At 74.0% G+C, this 15,697-nt stretch carries 13 protein-coding genes and 1 pseudogene; 8 read left to right on the forward strand and 6 right to left on the reverse strand.

Annotation, left to right across the window (positions count from 1 at the left end):
• Positions 1–471 precede the first annotated feature (471 nt).
• A complete protein-coding gene (locus ACZ67Q_RS26885; RefSeq protein ID WP_471187510.1) occupies positions 472–1,272 on the forward strand; it encodes a CPBP family intramembrane glutamic endopeptidase in 801 nt (266 codons plus the stop codon).
• 18 nt (positions 1,273–1,290) lie between these two features.
• Here ACZ67Q_RS26885 and ACZ67Q_RS26890 read toward each other — a convergent pair whose 3' ends face one another.
• A complete protein-coding gene (locus ACZ67Q_RS26890; RefSeq protein WP_471186876.1) occupies positions 1,291–2,106 on the reverse strand; it encodes a PhzF family phenazine biosynthesis protein in 816 nt (271 codons plus the stop codon).
• A 189-nt stretch (positions 2,107–2,295) separates the two neighbouring features.
• Here ACZ67Q_RS26890 and ACZ67Q_RS26895 point away from each other — a divergent pair, with 189 nt between their 5' ends.
• Both ACZ67Q_RS26895 and ACZ67Q_RS26900 read left to right on the forward strand, forming a co-directional pair.
• Entirely contained in the window at positions 2,296–6,318 is a 4,023-nt protein-coding gene (locus ACZ67Q_RS26895; RefSeq protein ID WP_471186879.1) for a hypothetical protein, read from the forward strand.
• Positions 6,319–6,506: 188 nt separating this feature from the next.
• Complete coding sequence (locus ACZ67Q_RS26900; RefSeq protein WP_471186882.1) at positions 6,507–7,151, forward strand: PadR family transcriptional regulator; 645 nt, start codon at positions 6,507–6,509, stop codon at positions 7,149–7,151.
• A 94-nt stretch (positions 7,152–7,245) separates the two neighbouring features.
• Here ACZ67Q_RS26900 and ACZ67Q_RS26905 read toward each other — a convergent pair whose 3' ends face one another.
• Positions 7,246–7,434: a hypothetical protein gene (locus ACZ67Q_RS26905; RefSeq protein ID WP_471186885.1), complete on the reverse strand. Its 189-nt coding sequence runs from the start codon at positions 7,432–7,434 to the stop codon at positions 7,246–7,248.
• A 200-nt stretch (positions 7,435–7,634) separates the two neighbouring features.
• Here ACZ67Q_RS26905 and ACZ67Q_RS26910 point away from each other — a divergent pair, with 200 nt between their 5' ends.
• The 3 genes from ACZ67Q_RS26910 to ACZ67Q_RS26920 all read left to right on the forward strand — a co-directional run bounded on the left by ACZ67Q_RS26910 (position 7,635) and on the right by ACZ67Q_RS26920 (position 10,339).
• Positions 7,635–8,174 (forward strand): hypothetical protein, encoded by a 540-nt coding sequence (locus tag ACZ67Q_RS26910; protein ID WP_471186888.1) that lies wholly within the window; start codon positions 7,635–7,637, stop codon positions 8,172–8,174.
• A gap of 46 nt (positions 8,175–8,220) precedes the next feature.
• Positions 8,221–9,225, forward strand: coding sequence for an EamA family transporter (locus tag ACZ67Q_RS26915; protein ID WP_471186891.1), 1,005 nt, complete (start codon positions 8,221–8,223; stop codon positions 9,223–9,225).
• A 181-nt stretch (positions 9,226–9,406) separates the two neighbouring features.
• Positions 9,407–10,339, forward strand: a complete 933-nt coding sequence (locus tag ACZ67Q_RS26920; protein WP_471186893.1) for a DMT family transporter — start codon at positions 9,407–9,409, stop codon at positions 10,337–10,339.
• Between the two features lie 76 nt (positions 10,340–10,415).
• Here the strand turns inward: ACZ67Q_RS26920 and ACZ67Q_RS26925 are convergent.
• A pseudogene (locus tag ACZ67Q_RS26925) lies at positions 10,416–10,655 on the reverse strand (FMN-binding negative transcriptional regulator); the annotation flags it as partial.
• Positions 10,656–10,765: 110 nt separating this feature from the next.
• A complete protein-coding gene (locus ACZ67Q_RS26930) occupies positions 10,766–11,443 on the reverse strand; it encodes a pyridoxamine 5'-phosphate oxidase family protein (protein ID WP_471186896.1) in 678 nt (225 codons plus the stop codon).
• A gap of 66 nt (positions 11,444–11,509) precedes the next feature.
• Here ACZ67Q_RS26930 and ACZ67Q_RS26935 point away from each other — a divergent pair, with 66 nt between their 5' ends.
• Entirely contained in the window at positions 11,510–12,841 is a 1,332-nt protein-coding gene (locus tag ACZ67Q_RS26935) for an aminotransferase class I/II-fold pyridoxal phosphate-dependent enzyme (protein ID WP_471186899.1), read from the forward strand.
• A 341-nt stretch (positions 12,842–13,182) separates the two neighbouring features.
• On the opposite strand, the gene ACZ67Q_RS26940 is transcribed toward ACZ67Q_RS26935, so the two are convergent.
• A complete protein-coding gene (locus ACZ67Q_RS26940) occupies positions 13,183–14,121 on the reverse strand; it encodes a DMT family transporter (RefSeq protein ID WP_471186902.1) in 939 nt (312 codons plus the stop codon).
• A gap of 104 nt (positions 14,122–14,225) precedes the next feature.
• Here ACZ67Q_RS26940 and ACZ67Q_RS26945 point away from each other — a divergent pair, with 104 nt between their 5' ends.
• Positions 14,226–15,152: a LysR family transcriptional regulator gene (locus ACZ67Q_RS26945; RefSeq protein ID WP_471186905.1), complete on the forward strand. Its 927-nt coding sequence runs from the start codon at positions 14,226–14,228 to the stop codon at positions 15,150–15,152.
• Here the strand turns inward: ACZ67Q_RS26945 and ACZ67Q_RS26950 are convergent.
• Positions 15,142–15,606 carry a pyridoxamine 5'-phosphate oxidase family protein gene (locus tag ACZ67Q_RS26950; RefSeq protein ID WP_471186908.1) on the reverse strand — a complete coding sequence of 155 codons (465 nt, stop codon included), beginning with the start codon at positions 15,604–15,606 and terminating at the stop codon, positions 15,142–15,144. The genes ACZ67Q_RS26945 and ACZ67Q_RS26950 overlap by 11 nt on opposite strands.
• Positions 15,607–15,697 lie beyond the last annotated feature (91 nt).

The raw sequence follows: 15,697 nt of genomic DNA on the forward strand, positions 1-15,697 counted from the left end.
GCTGCCGGATGCGCATCGCAGTGGGGGCCGATGCGCTTCGCCGCCGGATCCGCAGCGCGACGCGTGGCCGCCGCAGTCGGGCGCCGGACGTGCCCCGCATCGGGGGCCGAACGGATTCCGCGGCCCGACGCGGATCGCATCGGGGGCCGAACGGACTGGGCTGCCGGATGCGCATCGCAGTGGGGGCCGATGCGCTTCGCCGCCGGATCCGCAGCGCGACGCGTGGCCGCCGCAGTCGGGCGCCGGACGTGCCCCCCATCGGGGGCCGAACGGACTGCGCGGCCCGACGCGGATCGCATCAGGGGCCGAACGGACTGCGCTGCCGGACGTCCATCGCAATGGGCCGACGGCCTGTGCCGCCGGACCCGCAGAGCGGCGCGGGCCGGCGGACTCCGCTCTCGGACGCGCCCCGCATCGGGGGCCGAGGGACTTCGCCTCGTCGTGATCCGGCATGCTGTGACCTCCCACGGTGTGCAGGCGGAGGCGGGTCAGGTGACCGAGACTTTTCCCGAACAGCGGCTCTCGCGACGGATCTTCCGTGACGAGACGCTGCTCGTCCTCGGGCTCTCGCTCGGTGCGAGCGGAGTGTCCGCGCTGATCAGCTTTGTCGGTTCGGTGACCAAGCCAGGCGGTTTGAAGGAGCAGGCCGCCACGCTCAACGCCTCCGCCGCGCCGGGCCGCCCCTGGCTGGACCTCGCCTGGCAGCTGTTCGGCATCGCCACCGCGCTGGTGCCGGTGGCGCTCGTCGCCCACCTGCTGCTGCGGGAGGGCGGCAGCCTGCGCACCCTCGGCTTCGACCGCTCCCGCCCCTGGCCCGACCTCGGCCGGGGCGCCGCGATCGCCGCGGTGATCGGCAGCACCGGCATCGCCTTCTACCTGGCCGCCCGTGGCCTCGGCTTCAACCTCACCGTGGTGCCCGAGGCGCTGCCCGACGTGTGGTGGAAGTACCCCGTGCTGATCCTGTCCGCCGTGCAGAACGCGGTCCTCGAAGAGGTCATCGTCGTCGGCTATCTGCTGCGCCGGCTGCGGCAGCTGGGCTGGACACCCGGCACCGCGCTGGTCGCCAGCTCCGTGCTGCGCGGCTCCTACCACCTCTACCAGGGCATCGGCGGCTTCATCGGGAACATGGTGATGGGCGTCGTCTTCGTCTGGCTGTACCGCCGCTGGGGCCGGGTCGGCCCCCTGGTCGTGGCGCACTCCCTGCTCGACATCGGGGCGTTCGTGGGCTACGCGCTGCTGGCCGGCAAGGTGGGCTGGCTGCCGACGGTGTGAACCGCCGGCAGCACGGCGTCACGGCCGGGTGAGCAGGTCACCCTCGATCACCGTGACCGCCCGGCCGCTCAGCAGCGTGCGCTCGCCGCGCACCTCGGTACGCACGCGGCCGGAGCGGGGCGACGCCTGCAGCCCGATGAGGTCCGGGCGGCCGAAGCGCTCGGCCCAGAACGGTGCCAGGGCGGTGTGGGCGCTGCCGGTGACCGGGTCCTCGTCGATGCCGACGTTGGGGAAGAAGCAGCGCGAGACGAAGTCGTAGCCGCGCGCCGGGTCCTCGGCGGGGGCGGTGGCGATGATGCCCCGCTCGGAGAAGGCGGACAGGGCCTTGTGGTCCGGGGTGAGACCGTGCACGGTCTTCTCGTCGGCGAGCTCGACCAGGAGGTCGCCGACGTTCGGCCCGGTGTCGAGAGCGGCGCGCGGCTCCGCGCCGAGGGCCTCGGCGACCCCGGCCGGGACCTCGACGGGGGTGAGCGGGGCGGTGGGGAAGTCCAGCGTGATCGAGCCGTCCTCGCGAGGGGTGGCGATGAGGACGCCGCTGCGGGTGGCGAACCGTACCGGGCCCTCGTGAGCGCCGGTGGTGTGCAGGACGTGTGCGGTGGCGAGGGTCGCGTGGCCGCACATCGCGACCTCGGCGGCCGGGGTGAACCAGCGCAGCGCCCAGTCGGCCTCGTCGCCCTCGGGCAAGCGGTGGGCGAACGCGGTCTCGGCGTGGTTGACCTCCAGGGCCACGTTCTGCAGCCAGTCGTCGTCCGGGAACGAGTCGAGCAGGAGCACACCGGCCGGGTTGCCGGCGAAGGGGCGGTCGGTGAAGGCGTCGACGATTCGAATGCGCATGACCCGACGGTAGTGCTCCGCGGAAGGCGCCGACCAAGGCCAATCGGACGCCGCTGGACCGGTCGGCGTCCCGCGGAGCAGCAGCTGCGTCAACGGCCCGACGGCCGCCGGGAAACCGAGGGGAACGCATGATCGGATCACCGTAGACTGCGGTGCTTTTCTGACGCAGCTGTCCCAAGGGGGGGCCACTTGACACACGAGTACACGCGGAAACAGGGGAGAAGACCGCGCGTCGGCGCGGTCTTCGCGCTGATCGTCGCCGTCGTTGCTTCCGTACTCGGACCCGTCGGCGCCGCCTCGGCGGCCGCCGCACCCACGCCGACGCCGGCCCGGACGTCCAAGACGGCACCCGAGTCGGTCCAGACGTCCAAGTCGGCCCAGAAGCCCAAAGCGGCACCCAAGCCGGCCGCGGCCGCCGACTCGCATCTCCTCGCCGCCCGCCAGATCCGTGACGACATCGGCGAGGGCGGCCTCTCCGACGTCTGTTCCGGGCCCATCGCGCCCGACGCCGTCCACACCTGCTCCGCCCTGCCCGCAGGCGGCGCGAGCTACGCGCTCGACGTGCCCCGCGCCGGCGACCTTGTGTTCGTCCAGGTCGTCGACGCGCAGGGCTATCCCGCGGACGTCTCGCTGACCGCGCCCGACGGCGGCACCGTCACCTGCGACCAGCCCGACGACTCCTACGGGATACGGCGCTGCCCGACGAAGCAGGCCGGTGCCCACACGCTCAGCGTCAGCAGTTCCTGGAGCGCCGGCGGCGGGTTTTCCGTGGCGTACAGGCCGCTGCTGTCGGACACCTCCTGCACCGCGGTGACGGAGGTTGACACGGCTCTCGGCGCGCCGGCCGTTCTGGCGGGTGGCCTCGCAGCCGGTGCCGCCGGCGTCTGCTACGACCTGCCGACGGCGGCCGGCGAGACGCTGCGCCTGCACGTGGCCCACTGGCCCGTGCACGCGACGGTGTACGACGCCGACGGCACGCAGGTCTGCGACACCCGCACCGGCGACACGACGGACCTCGACTGCGCGCTGAAGGGCGAGGCGCCGTTCCGCGTCCTTGCGAACGAGCGGTCCGGTGCCGCCGACGACAGCAACACGGTCACCCTGGCCCGGCTGTCCCACCCGGCCGGCTGCCCGGCCGTCGAGCCGCAGGCGTACGGCACGGTCCCGGACACCGGTTCGGCCGCGCGCTGTCGCATCCTGCGGGTCCGGACCCCCGGGCCCTACCTGTTCGGCGCGCTCAGGGCTGACGGCGACACCGCGACCGGAGCCGACGGCCGGCTGCACCGCGAGGACGGCACACCGGTCTGCGTCTCCGAGACGACCACGACCTGCCGGCTGACCGCCGGCGACTACACCTGGGCCCGGGACGGCCGCAGCAGCACCGGGACCGACGCGTACGGCGTCTGGTTCTACCCGACCTCTCAAGGGCAGGGCTGTGCGACGGTGCGCGACGACGGCTTCGCGTCCGGCCCGGCGACCGGCACCTTCACCGGCGCCGGACAGACGCTGTGCCTGGGGCTGCCCACCGGCTCCGGCCGGGGTGTCTACCTCGTCGACCAGGGAACGCCGGACGGCGTCCACCCGGCCGTGCGGGTCTTCGACGCCGAGGGCGCCGCCCAGTGCGCCAACGACGGCGCGCCGACGGTCTGCAAGCTGACCGGCACCGCACCGTTCCACGCGGTGCTGTCCGCGCGGGCGGCCGGCACGTACCGGCTGGCCGTCCAGCGCACCGGCGAGGCCGCGGGCTGCACGGCGTGGGCGCAGTCCTCCTACGGTGACCACTTCGGCGCCCAGGCCGCCCTCGAGCCCGGGCAGACCGCATGCCTGGCCCTCGCGGCCGACGCGCACTCCACCGCCGAGATGCTCGACTACACGAACGACAGCAACCGGGTCAACGCGTCGCTGGCGATCCACGACACCGCCGGCAACCAGGTGTGCGCCACCTTCGCCTCTTCCACGGCCACCTGCCGCTTCACCAGCGGTGCCGTGTACACGGCCCTGCTGACCAACAACGGCTACGCGACCGACACGTACAAGCTGGTCCGCCGGGACATCTCCGCGACGGCCCGGTGCACGGCTCCGAAGTCGCTGGTCGTCGGCGGACCCTCGACCGCGTACACCTTCCACGGTGATCTCGACAGCACCTGCCTGCGGGTGACGGCGGCGGCCACGGACAAACTGTGGCTGTCCGTGCGCACCCCGGACGCGGCCTACCGCACGGGCGCGTCCCTCGGGGTCGTCGACGGCTCGGGGACGGTCCTGTGCCGCGCACCGGGCACCGCCGGCACCTGCCGGGTCAGCGGTTCCACGTCGTACCTCGTCTTCGCCCTGGCGAACGGATACGACACCACGCCGATCACCGCCTACCTGGACACCTGGCGGATCGGCACCGCGGCCGGCTGGGCGCCGGAGTGCACGGCGAACACCGTGTCCCCGGCGGGCTTCGCGCCGCGCAGCGGGGTTCTGACGGAGTCCGCCACGGCCTACTGCGCCGTGCTCGACATGAAGCCGAACCTGTCCTTCGACGTGTACGGCGCGGACAGCTCGCAGGGCACGGACATGCCGTCGATGAGCCTGCTGGCGCCGACCGCGTTCGCCGGGCCCCCCGACTACTCGTACCAGTGCTCCGGCAGTTACGGCGAGTTCCGGTTCCACTGCCTGACCGACAGCTACGCGCCCACTGGACAGTACGTGCTCGTCCTGGGCGCCGGAAACGCCGCGGCGCCGTACGAGTACTCGATGCAGGGCGTGTGCAAGTCGGGCTGCGGGGGCTCCGTGCCCCATGCCGACGTGTCCCGGCTGAGCAGCACGAGCGGAGCCGCCGGGACGGCGCACCCGGTCGTGCTGTACGGCTCCGGGCTGACGCTCGGCACCGAGATCGAACTGCGCAACAGCGAGACGAGGAGCGAGTACCGGATGAACCCGGCGGTTTCCGTCGGGCCGGGCGGCACCTCGCTGACCGTGCTGCTGAGCACGCGTGACCTGCCGCCGGGCCGCTACGATCTGCTGGCCGACAGCCCCGGCTACACGAGCGGCACCCGCTCCCCCGGCTACCTGCCGGACGCCTACACAGTGACGGAGGCCGCGGCCACGACGCCCGGCAGGTTCGTCCCGATCACGCCGAAGCGCTTCCTGGACACCCGTTCCGGCACCGGCGCGCCCAAGGCCCGCGTCGGCGCGGGCGGCACGGTGAAGCTGAAGGTCGCCGGCGCGGGCGGCATCCCCGCCACCGGGGTGACCGCGGTCGTCATGAACGTGACGGCTGTCGCTCCGACCAGCAACGGCTTCCTCACCGTCCACCCCGACGGCCGCCCCGTGCCGTCGGCTTCCAGCCTCAACTACACGGCGGGGAAGACCCTTTCCAACCTGGTGACGGTGGCCGTGAGCAACGGCACCGTGGACCTGCGCAACAGCGCGGGCACGGTCGACGTCGTCGCCGACGTGGCCGGCTACTACACGGCCGCGCAGGGCACGGGTTCCCACCTGACGCCGATCGACCCGACGCGTTTCCTGGACACCCGTTCCGGCATCGGCGCGCCCAAGGCCCGCGTCGGCGCGGGCGGCACGCTGAAGCTGAAGGTCGCCGGCGTGCGCGGGGTGCCCGCGACGGGGGTGACCGCGGTCGTCATGAACGTCACGGCCGTAGCTCCCACCGCGAACGGCTTCGTCACCGTCCACCCGGACGGCCAGGCCGTCCCGACCGCGTCGAACATCAACTACACGGCCGGGGAGACCCTGCCCAACCTGGTGGTCGTACCGGTGGTGAACGGCTCGGTGGCGCTGCGCAACAGCGCGGGCGCGGTCGATCTGCTCGCCGACGTCACGGGCTACTACTCCGCCACCGGCGCCGCGTTCACCGCCGCCGAGCCGGTGCGGCTGCTCGACACCCGCAGCGGTCTGGGCGCCCGCGCCGGGGCGGTCGGTCCCGGCGGTGTGGTGAGCCTGCGGGTCACGGGTGTGGCGGGCGTTCCCGGCGAGGGCGTCACGGCCGTCGTCCTGAACGTGACGGCCGCGGCGCCGACCGCGGGCAGCTTCCTGATCGTCCACCCGCACGGCCGCCCGCAACCCGGGGTGTCGAACCTCAACTACACGGCTGGGAAGACGATCTCCAACCTGGTGGTCGTCCCGGTCGTCGACGGCAGGATCACCTTCACCAACCACACGGGCGGCGTGCAGGTCATCGCCGACCTGAACGGCTGGTTCAACGGCTGACCGCCCCCACGCCGCTCGTCCGAGGGCCGGACCGCCTGCACGCGGTCCGGCCCTCGCCGCTTTCGCGTTCCGGGGGAGCGTCGCCCCGTCCACTGCGAAGGGTCTTGTCATGCGAACTGTTCCGATATATCGTTGAAGCATCGCGAAGGATCAACGATCGAATGATGATGGAATGGAGAGTGATCGCGATGCGTACCCACGGTTTCGAGCACGGACATCGGCACGGCGGCCCCGGGCGTGGCCCGGAGCGCGGCTTCGGCGGCTTCGGCGGTGACGGCCGGCGCGCGGCCTTCGGTCCCTTCGGTCCGGGTGGGCCCGGCTTCGGCCCCGGCGGTCCCGGCTTCGGCGGACACGGCCCCTGGGGCGGGCGAGGGCGCGGCGGACCGCGCGGAAGGGCCCGGCGCGGTGACGTACGGGCCTCGATCCTGGCCCTGCTCAAGGACCGGCCGATGCACGGCTACGAGATGATCCAGGAGATCGCCGAACGCAGTGGCGGTGCCTGGAAGCCGAGCCCCGGCTCGGTGTACCCCACCCTCCAGCTGCTGGAGGACGAGGGGCTGATCAGCAGTGAGTCGGAGGGCGGCAAGAAGCTCTTCTCGCTCACCGAGGAGGGCCGGACGGCGGCCGAAGCGGGCCCGGAGGCCCCCTGGGAAGAGGCCTCCCGAGGGATCGACTTCGAGGCGCTCGGCGAGATCCGCCAGGCCGGCGTCGGCCTCATGGAGGCCTTCGGCCAGGTCTGGAAGACCGGCACGAAGGAGCAGCGCGACAAGGCGCTGGCCGTCCTCAACGACGCCCGCAAGAAGCTGTACCTGATCCTCGCCGACGAGGACTGAGCGGTACGGCGGTGAAGGCGCCCCGCGCGGTGACGCGCGGGGCGCCTTCGTGTGTCCGCATGGTCATGACCGGTGGGGGCCTCCGCCTGCCCGCTCAGCCGACCCGCTGTATGTGCGCCGCGTCGAAAAGGTCCCACGCCCGCGGGAAGGGACCCTCGTCGTGGCAGTGCCAGGCCTCCCAGAACAGGTCGGCGAGCAGCGCGTCCTGCGGGGCGTAGACCCGGTACACGTACTGCCGGCCGTCGACGGCCGGCAGGGCCACCAGCCAGCACTCGCTCTCCATGTCCGTGTTGGACGAACCAGGGGGCGGGGTGGTTGCCCTCGGGGGGCGCAAAGCAAGGCGGCGCGCGCTCCTCGTGGGGGAACGGCGTGATCTCATCCTCAAGGAGGAGATTCCGGCCGGCCCGGTCCACTCCTCGTGGGACGCACAAATGCTTCGCGCCGTGGATGCGGGCACCGCTCGGGACTGATGGGGTAGGAGACGTGCACCCGCGTATACCCCAGCAAGCCGGCCGTGACCCGGGCGTTCGCCGTGACGACAACGATGTCCCGTCGGGCGCAGAGCTGGCCGCGGTGGTCGCCGGTGCCCGGCGCCGGGCGGTACGGGACGGGGACCGGCACATCGACACCGCCCACCTGCTGCACTCCCTGCTGGAGTCCGACCCCGGCGTGCGCGCAGTGTTCGAGGCGGCGCAGGTCGCCCGGCTGCTCGGCTATCTCGTCCAGCGCAGCATCGGCTACGGGCTGCGCTGGCAGGCCGCCGTGGAGGAGTCCGGCGCGCTGCCCGCGGCGGGCCCGGCCGAGGGCTGCTCTCCGCTGGCGGCGCTCGCCCTGACGCGGACCGAGGAGCGCGCCGCGCGGGACGGACGCCCGGCCCGCGGCGTCGACCTGCTCGCCGCGCTCGTCGCGGACCCCGAGGCGCGCGCCGTCCAGGTGCTCGACCACGCCGGGATCGACGCCCGGGAGCTGTCCGCGCGCCTCGGCCGGGAACCGTCCGGAGACGGCGCCTCGTCCAGCCGGTGAGACAGCAGCCATAGAGGATGACGCTCCTGTCGGGCCCTGTCATCATGTGCCGGTGCATACGTCTGGAAGCATTCAGGGCAACCGCGGCAAGGGCGCCGGGCTGTCACTCGCCCTCGCATCGGCCCTCGCCTTCGGCGGATCCGGCGTCGCGGCCAAACCGCTGATCGAGGCGGGGCTCGACCCGCTGGACGTGGTGTGGCTGCGGGTGACGGGCGCGGCTCTGGTGATGCTGCCGCTCGCCGTCCGGCATCGCGCGCTGCTGCGCCGCCGCCCGGTGCTGCTCGCCGGGTTCGGACTGCTCGCCGTCGCCGGCGTCCAGGCGTTCTACTTCGCCGCGCTGTCCCGGATCCCGGTCGGGGTCGCCCTGCTCATCGAGTACCTCGCCCCGGCGCTGGTGCTGGGCTGGGTGCGGTTCGTGCAGCGGCGGCCGGTGACGCGGGCCGCGGCGCTCGGCGTGGTCCTCGCCGTCGGCGGCCTCGCCTGCGTCGTCGAGGTGTGGTCGGGGCTGAGCTTCGACGTCCTCGGCCTGCTGCTCGCGCTCGGCGCCGCCTGCTGCCAGGTCGGTTACTTCGTCCTGTCCGACCAGGGCAGCGACTCCGGTGCCGACGCGCCCGACCCGCTCGGTGTCATCGCCTACGGCCTGCTCATCGGCGCCGTCGTGCTCACCGTGGTGGCCCGCCCATGGGGCATGGACTGGTCCGTGCTCGCGCACACCGCCCGCATGGACGGCTCGCCCGTCGCGGCCTGGCTGCTGCTGGCCTGGATCGTCCTGCTCGCCACGGTCGTCGCCTACGTCACCGGGGTGCTCTCGGTGCGCCGGCTGTCCCCGCAGGTGGCCGGCGTGGTGGCCTGTCTGGAGGCGGTCATCGCGACCGTGCTGGCCTGGGTGCTGCTCGGCGAACACTTGTCCGCGCCACAGATCGCCGGCGGCGCGGTGGTCCTGGTCGGCGCGTTCATCGCCCAGTCCGCCACGCCCGCCAAGGGCTCGGGGGAGCCGGTGGCCGCCGGCGGCGCGGAAAGGGAGTTGTCGGCCCGCGGAACGGCCGCATAAGGTGCCGGTCATGCCTTCGGACGCACTCGTTCTTCCGCCTCCGGCCGCCTGAGGCGGGCCATCCGGTGAAGTACGCCCGGCGCGCGTCGCCGGGCCGAACGGTGCTGCCCGCAGAAGACGTCAGCGGATCCCGCACGGACGGGATCCTTCCACGACCTTCTGCCTTCTGCGGAGAGAACGCGTGTCCACTCCTGCTTCCGGCCTGCCCGTCGGGCGAGGCCTGCTCTATCTGATCGTCGCCGGTGCCGCCTGGGGCACTGCCGGCGCGGCCGCCTCCCTGGTCTACCGGACCAGCGACATGAGCGCCGTCACCCTGTCCTTCTGGCGCTGCGCCGCCGGACTCGTCCTGCTGCTGGCCGCCCGCCGCTTCGGCCCCCGTCCGGCGGCGGCCGCGACCCCCGGACCGCTGCGCCGCAGGCTGCTGCGGGCCGGGGCCACGGGCGTCGGGCTCGCGGTGTTCCAGACGGCGTACTTCGCCGCCGTCTCCGCCACCGGCCTCGCCGTGGCGACCGTCGTCACGCTCGGCGCCGGCCCCGTCCTGATCGCGCTCGGCGCCCGGCTGACCCTGGGCGAGCGGCTCGGCGGCGGCGGCCTGGCGGCGGTGGCCGGCGCGCTCGCCGGGCTCGGCGTCCTGGTACTCGGCGGGGGAGCGGCGACGGTCCGGCCGTACGGCGTCGGCCTGGCGCTGCTGTCCGCCGCGGGCTACAGCACGATGACGCTGCTGACCCGCCGGTGGGGGCGCGACGGCGGCGCGGACGCCGCCAGTACGTCCGTCGGGGCGTTCACGGTCACCAGCCTGTGCCTGCTGCCCTTCGCCCTGGCCGACGGCCTGATCCCGCACACCGCCGACCCCGTGCGGACGGTGTGGCTGCTGGTGTACATCGCCGCCGTGCCGACCGCCCTGGCCTACGCCCTGTACTTCGCGGGCGCCGCGGTGGTCCGGTCGGCGACGGTGTCCGTGATCATGCTGCTGGAGCCGGTGAGCGCGGCCGTGCTCGCCGTGGCCCTCCTCGGCGAACGGCTCACGGCCGCGACCTGCGCAGGCACGGTCCTGATGCTGGCCTCGGTCACCGGGCTGGCGCTCGCGGAGGCCCGGACGCCGGCGCCGGCCTGACCGGCTGCCCGAGCCGTGCGGGGACCGGCCGACTCCTGCGACTCAGTGGTGCGGGGGACCGGCCTACGCCTGCCGCTCAGGCGGTAGGGCGGCGCAGCAGGTGCTCATGGGCTGCCGGGTCCCGCGGCCCCCCTGCGGTCGGCGAGCCCGGCCGCGATCCGGTCCCGCGTCTCGGCCGGGCGGTGACCGGCGTACCCGAACTTCGCGCGGACGCCGGTCACCTCCAGCCGATGCCGCGGATCCCGGACAGCAGCCGCCCGTACGGCGCCCCGCCCACAGCCGCCGGGGTCGAGCCGCCCTCCGGCTGGAAAAGGCCGGGCGGTGCGTCGGCCGGCGCCTGTCAGGGGCGGGTCGGGACGGGCCGGGTGCCTGACCACCTCGGCGTGGTCGGCGTCGTAGGCGATGGGGGCAACCGCTGGGCCGGCGTCACAGGGCCGTCAGGTAGTCCGGGAGCTGCGTGCCGGGGGCGAGCTGGGGGTCGGCGAGGGGGGCGTCGTAGACCTTGCGCACGGGGACCACGCCGGCCCAGTGGGGAAGGGCGAGGTCCTCCGGCTCGTCGTTGACGCCTCCGGTGCGCAGCTTGGCGGAGACCTCGGTCAGGTCGAGGCGGATCACGGCGGTGGCGGCCAGTTCCTTCTTGTTGGCCGGCCGGGAGTCCGCGGCGCGGCCCGGGACGACATGGTCGACCAGGGCGTCGAGCGCGAGCCGCTTCTCCTCGGCGTCGGTGACGTCATGGGCGATGCCGTGCACCACGACGGAGCGGTAGTTGATCGAGTGGTGGAAGGCGGACCGGGCCAGCACCAGCCCGTCGACGTGGGTGACGGTCAGGCACACCGCGAGCCCCGGGTCGGCCTGGCCGGCCATCCGCAGCGGGCGCGAGCCGGTCGAGCCGTGCACATAGAGCCGGTCGCCGACCCGGGCGTACAGCGTCGGCAACACCACGGGCGCGCCGTCGCGGACGAAGCCGAGGTGGCAGACGTAGCCCTCGTCGAGTATCGCGTGCACCAGTTCCGCGTCGTAGCGGGCGCGTTCGGCCGAGCGGGTGGGGACGGTGCGGTCGGTCGGGGCGTAGGTGGTGGCCGGTGTGGTCGTGGTCCCCTGCATGGCGCTCTCCCTGAGGTGGCGTCGTCGTACTGGCGATCTGTATTGCACTAGTGCATAATGAGGTTTGTGCTAGGAGAATATCCGATCAGCGGGCGGCGTGCAGCAGAGATTGCCGCCGATGTCGAGCGCGCGGTGGCCGCCGGGGCGCTGACGCCGGGCGAACTCCTGCCGCCCATGCGGGAGTTGGCGGTGCGGCTCGGCGTCAACCCGAACACGGTCGCGGCCGCGTACCGCACCCTGCGCGAGCGGGGGGTCATCGAGACCGCCGGTCGCCGCGGCAGCCGGGTGCGGCCCCGGCCGGCCACGACGGGGCGCGAGTACATCGGTGTGGACATCCCCGAGGGGGTGCGCGACCTGACCAACGGCAACCCGGACCCCGCGCTGCTGCCGCCGCTCGCTCCCGCCTTCGCCGCGGCCGCGGCCCAGAGCGACCGGGACCCGGTCCTCTACGGCGCCGCTCCCGTCGAGCCCGAACTGGAGTCGTCGGCGTGCGACGCACTGCGTGCCGACGGGGTGCCGGACGGTCCGCTGGCGGTCTGCTCCGGCTCGCTGGACGCCGTCGAGCGCGTGCTCGCGGCGCACCTGAAGCCCGGGGACACGGTCGCCGTCGAGGATCCCGGCTGGGGCAGCCTCCTCGACCTCGTGCCGGCGCTGGGACTGCGCACCGCGCCGGTCCGCGTCGACGACGAAGGGCCGCTGCCCGAGGACGTACGCGGCGCGCTGGCGGCCGGTGCCCGCGCGGTGATCGTCACCGACCGCGCGCAGAATCCCACGGGTGCCGCGGTGAGCGCCGCACGCGCGCGTGCCCTGCGGGCGGTCCTGCGCGAGTACCCCGAGACGCTGCTCATCGAGGACGACCACGGACACGCGATCGTCGACCTGCCGCTGCATCCCCTGGCCGGGGTCACCCGGTACTGGGCCTTCGTCCGCTCGGCCGCCAAGGCCTACGGACCCGACCTCCGGCTCGCCGTGCTCACCGGCGACGACGTCACCCTCGACCGGGTGCGCGGGCGGCAGCTGCTCGGGCCCGGCTGGGTCAGCCGGATCACGCAACGGGCGGTGGCCCGGCTGTGGGCCGAGGGCGCGGTGGACGTGCCGGCCGTGGCGGCCGCGTACGGCCGCCGCCGGGACGCGCTCATCGGCGCGCTCGCCGAGCGGGGCGTGCGCGCGCACGGGCGCAGCGGGCTGAACGTGTGGATCCCGGTCCCCGACGAGACCGGCGCCGTCGCCCGGCTCCTGCAGGCCGGCTGGGCGGTCGCACCCGGCGCGCGGTTCCGGATGGGCGCGGCGCCGGGCATCCGTGTGACGGTCTCGACCCTGCCGGAGGGAGAGGCCGCCGCACTGGCGACGGCGATCGCCACGGCTCTGGGGGCGGGCGGAGTCGGACGGCCGGTCTGAGGCGACGGCGATCGCCACGGCTCTGGGGGCGGGCGGAGTCGGACGGCCGGTCTGAGGCGCCGGCGAGGCGGGATGAGGCGGCCGGTGCGGGCGCGGGAGGGGGGCGGAGTGGGGCGGCCGGTGCGGGCGCGGGCGGCGCCGGGGGCGGCCGGGGGCGGCCGGGGCGTGGGTCTCGCCCCGCCCTGAGTGATGCGGGCCCCGTCCCTGCGTGACGCGGGTCCCGCCCTGCGTGACGTGCGGTCCCGCCCTGCGTGATGCGGGTCCCGTCTCCGCGTGACGCTGGTCCCGCCCTGCGTGACGCGTGGTCCCGTCCCGCCCTGCGTGATGTGCTCGCGTTCCGCTCAGCGTCTCGAGCGCGCCTGCGTCAGCGCCGCTCCCGCCAGGACGATCGCCGCGCCCGCCGGGGTGGACCAGCGCAGGGATTCGTCCAGCAGGGCGACGCCCGCCGCCGTGGCGATGACCGGGATGAAGTACGTGACCATCTGGGCCGTCGTCGGGCCGACCTCGGCGACCAGGCCGTACTGGATCAGTACCGCCAGGCCCGTGCCGAGGGCTCCCAGGGCCGCGACCGCGAGCAGGGGGAGCGCGGCGACGTGCGTCGGCACGCCGGTGAACAGCGGGGTGACGACGGCCAGTTGCAGCGTGGCCAGCAGCAGCTGGGCGCCGGTCAGCGAGAGGTTCGAGTGACTGCTTCCGGCCAGCGTGCGGCGGACGTAGATCCAGCCGACCGGGTAGCTGAAGGACGCCAGCAGGGCCAGCGCCGTGCCCTTGGCGTCCAGGCCGCTGAAGCCCTGCCAGGCGCCGAGGACGGTCAGCACGCCGAGGAAGCCGATGCCGAGCCCCGCCACGCGCAGGCGCGTCGGGCGGTCCTCGGACAGCGCGACCAGTGACAGCGCCATGCCCCACAGCGGTGACGTGGCGTTGCAGATGCCGGCCAGCGTGGACGGGATGGTCAGCTCCGCGTAGGCGAAGAGCGAGAAGGGCAGCGCGTTCAGCAGGAAGGCGGCAACGGTCAGATGCGCCCAGGTGCGCGGCCCGCGCGGGAGGCGCTCGCGCCGCACCGCCATCGCCGCGGCGAGCACCGCCGTTCCGAACACCAGCCGGCCCAGGGTGACCTGGAAGGGGGCGTAGCCCTGCGTGCCGACCTTGATGAGCAGGAAGCTGAAACCCCAGATCAGCGACAATGCGGCGAAGCGCAGCCGCCAGCCGAAGCGGGGGGAGCGGGGCTCGGGGGCGCCGCCGGTACGAGAGCGGGGGCGGGTGACGGAGACGGTGCTCATGCAGGCAACCTTGCGGGACGAGGATCTCGTAGCACAATCGAGAATTCACACCCGGTACCTCGTAGCATTGCTAACGCGTTGTCCCTCGCCGAAGGAGCCCTGCCGTGCTGAACCTCGAGCGCCTGCGCACCCTGGACGCCGTCGCCCGGCACGGCTCGGTCAGCGGCGCCGCCGAGGGCCTGCACATCACCACCTCCGCCGTGTCCCAGCAGCTCGCCAAGCTGGAGCGCGAGTGCGGTCAGCAACTGCTCGCCAAGCACGGGCGCGGCGTCCGGCTCACCGACGCCGGGCGGCTGCTCGCGGAGCATGCCGCGCGCATCCTCTCCCAGGTCCAGCTCGCCCAGTCCGACCTGGAGGCGCAGCGCGGTCAGGTGGCCGGCGAGCTGCGGCTGTCGGCGTTCCCGACGGCCGCGCGCGGCCTCTTCCCCGCCGCCCTCGCCGCCCTGCGCGCGCGGCATCCGGCCCTCCGGATCCGCTCCTGCGAGCTGGAACCCGAGGCCGGCATCCGGGCCGTGGTGCGCGGCGACCTCGACCTCGCCGTCGCCCTCGACTGGTACAACAAGCCGATGCCGCTGCCCGACGGGCTGGTCAAGGCATCCGTCCTGGACGACCCCGCCGACGTCGCCATGCCCGCCGGACATCCGCTGGCCGACCGCGCCGAGGTGGACCTCGGCGAGTTCGCCGAGGACGAGTGGATCACCTGGGGCGAGGGCGAGTTCTGCCACGAGTGGCTGATGTACACGCTGCGCTCGCGCGGCGTCGAGCCGATCGTCGGACACCGCGCCGGTGAGACGCACACTCAGCTCGGCCTGGTCGCCGCCGGCCTCGGCGTCTGCATCGCGCCGCTGCTCGGACGGCACCCGGTGCCCGAGGGCGTCGTGACAGTGCCCCTCAAGCAGCGTGTCCGCCGTCATGTGTACGTCGTCTGGCGCGCGGACGCCGATCGCCGCCCCTCGATCCGCGCGGCGGTCGCGGCTCTGCGGGCGGCGGCCGAGCACGTGGGGGGTGGGCCCGCGGCCACTACGGAGTGAGCTTGCGGAAGTCCCAGGAGACGACCTTCTCCGGGACGAGCTTCAGCCAGGCGTGGCGGCCGTCGTGCGGCAGCATGTCCAGGTCGAAGTACTTGCGCGCGAACCGCGTCTCCACCGCGTCGAGTTCGGCGCACAGCTCCCCGGTGCGCGGCACCTCGCCCACCCTCTCCACCGCGCCGGACAGCTCGACGCCGCGCAGCTCGCCGTACTCCTCGCCGGTGTCGACCGCGACCGCCACCCGCGGGTCGCGGCGCAGGTCGGCCCACCGCCTGCTGCGCACCACCGAGTACAGCCACAGCGCCGTGCCGTCCCACAGGAACCACAGGGCGCTCACGTGCGGCGCGCCGTCGGCCGACACGGTGGCCACCCGGCAGGTGCGCTGCTCGGCGAGGAACGCGTCCAGCTCCCCGGGCGTCATCATGATCTTCCGGCCCCGGCGCTGTGTGGCGGTCATCCGGCCCCCTCCGCTCGCCTGACATGACGTCGGGAATCATGGGTCGTTCCCCCCGACCGCGCAATGGCGGCTTGCCGCGTGCGGCCGGACG

This window comes from Streptomyces sp. NPDC036813 (genome assembly GCF_055609245.1).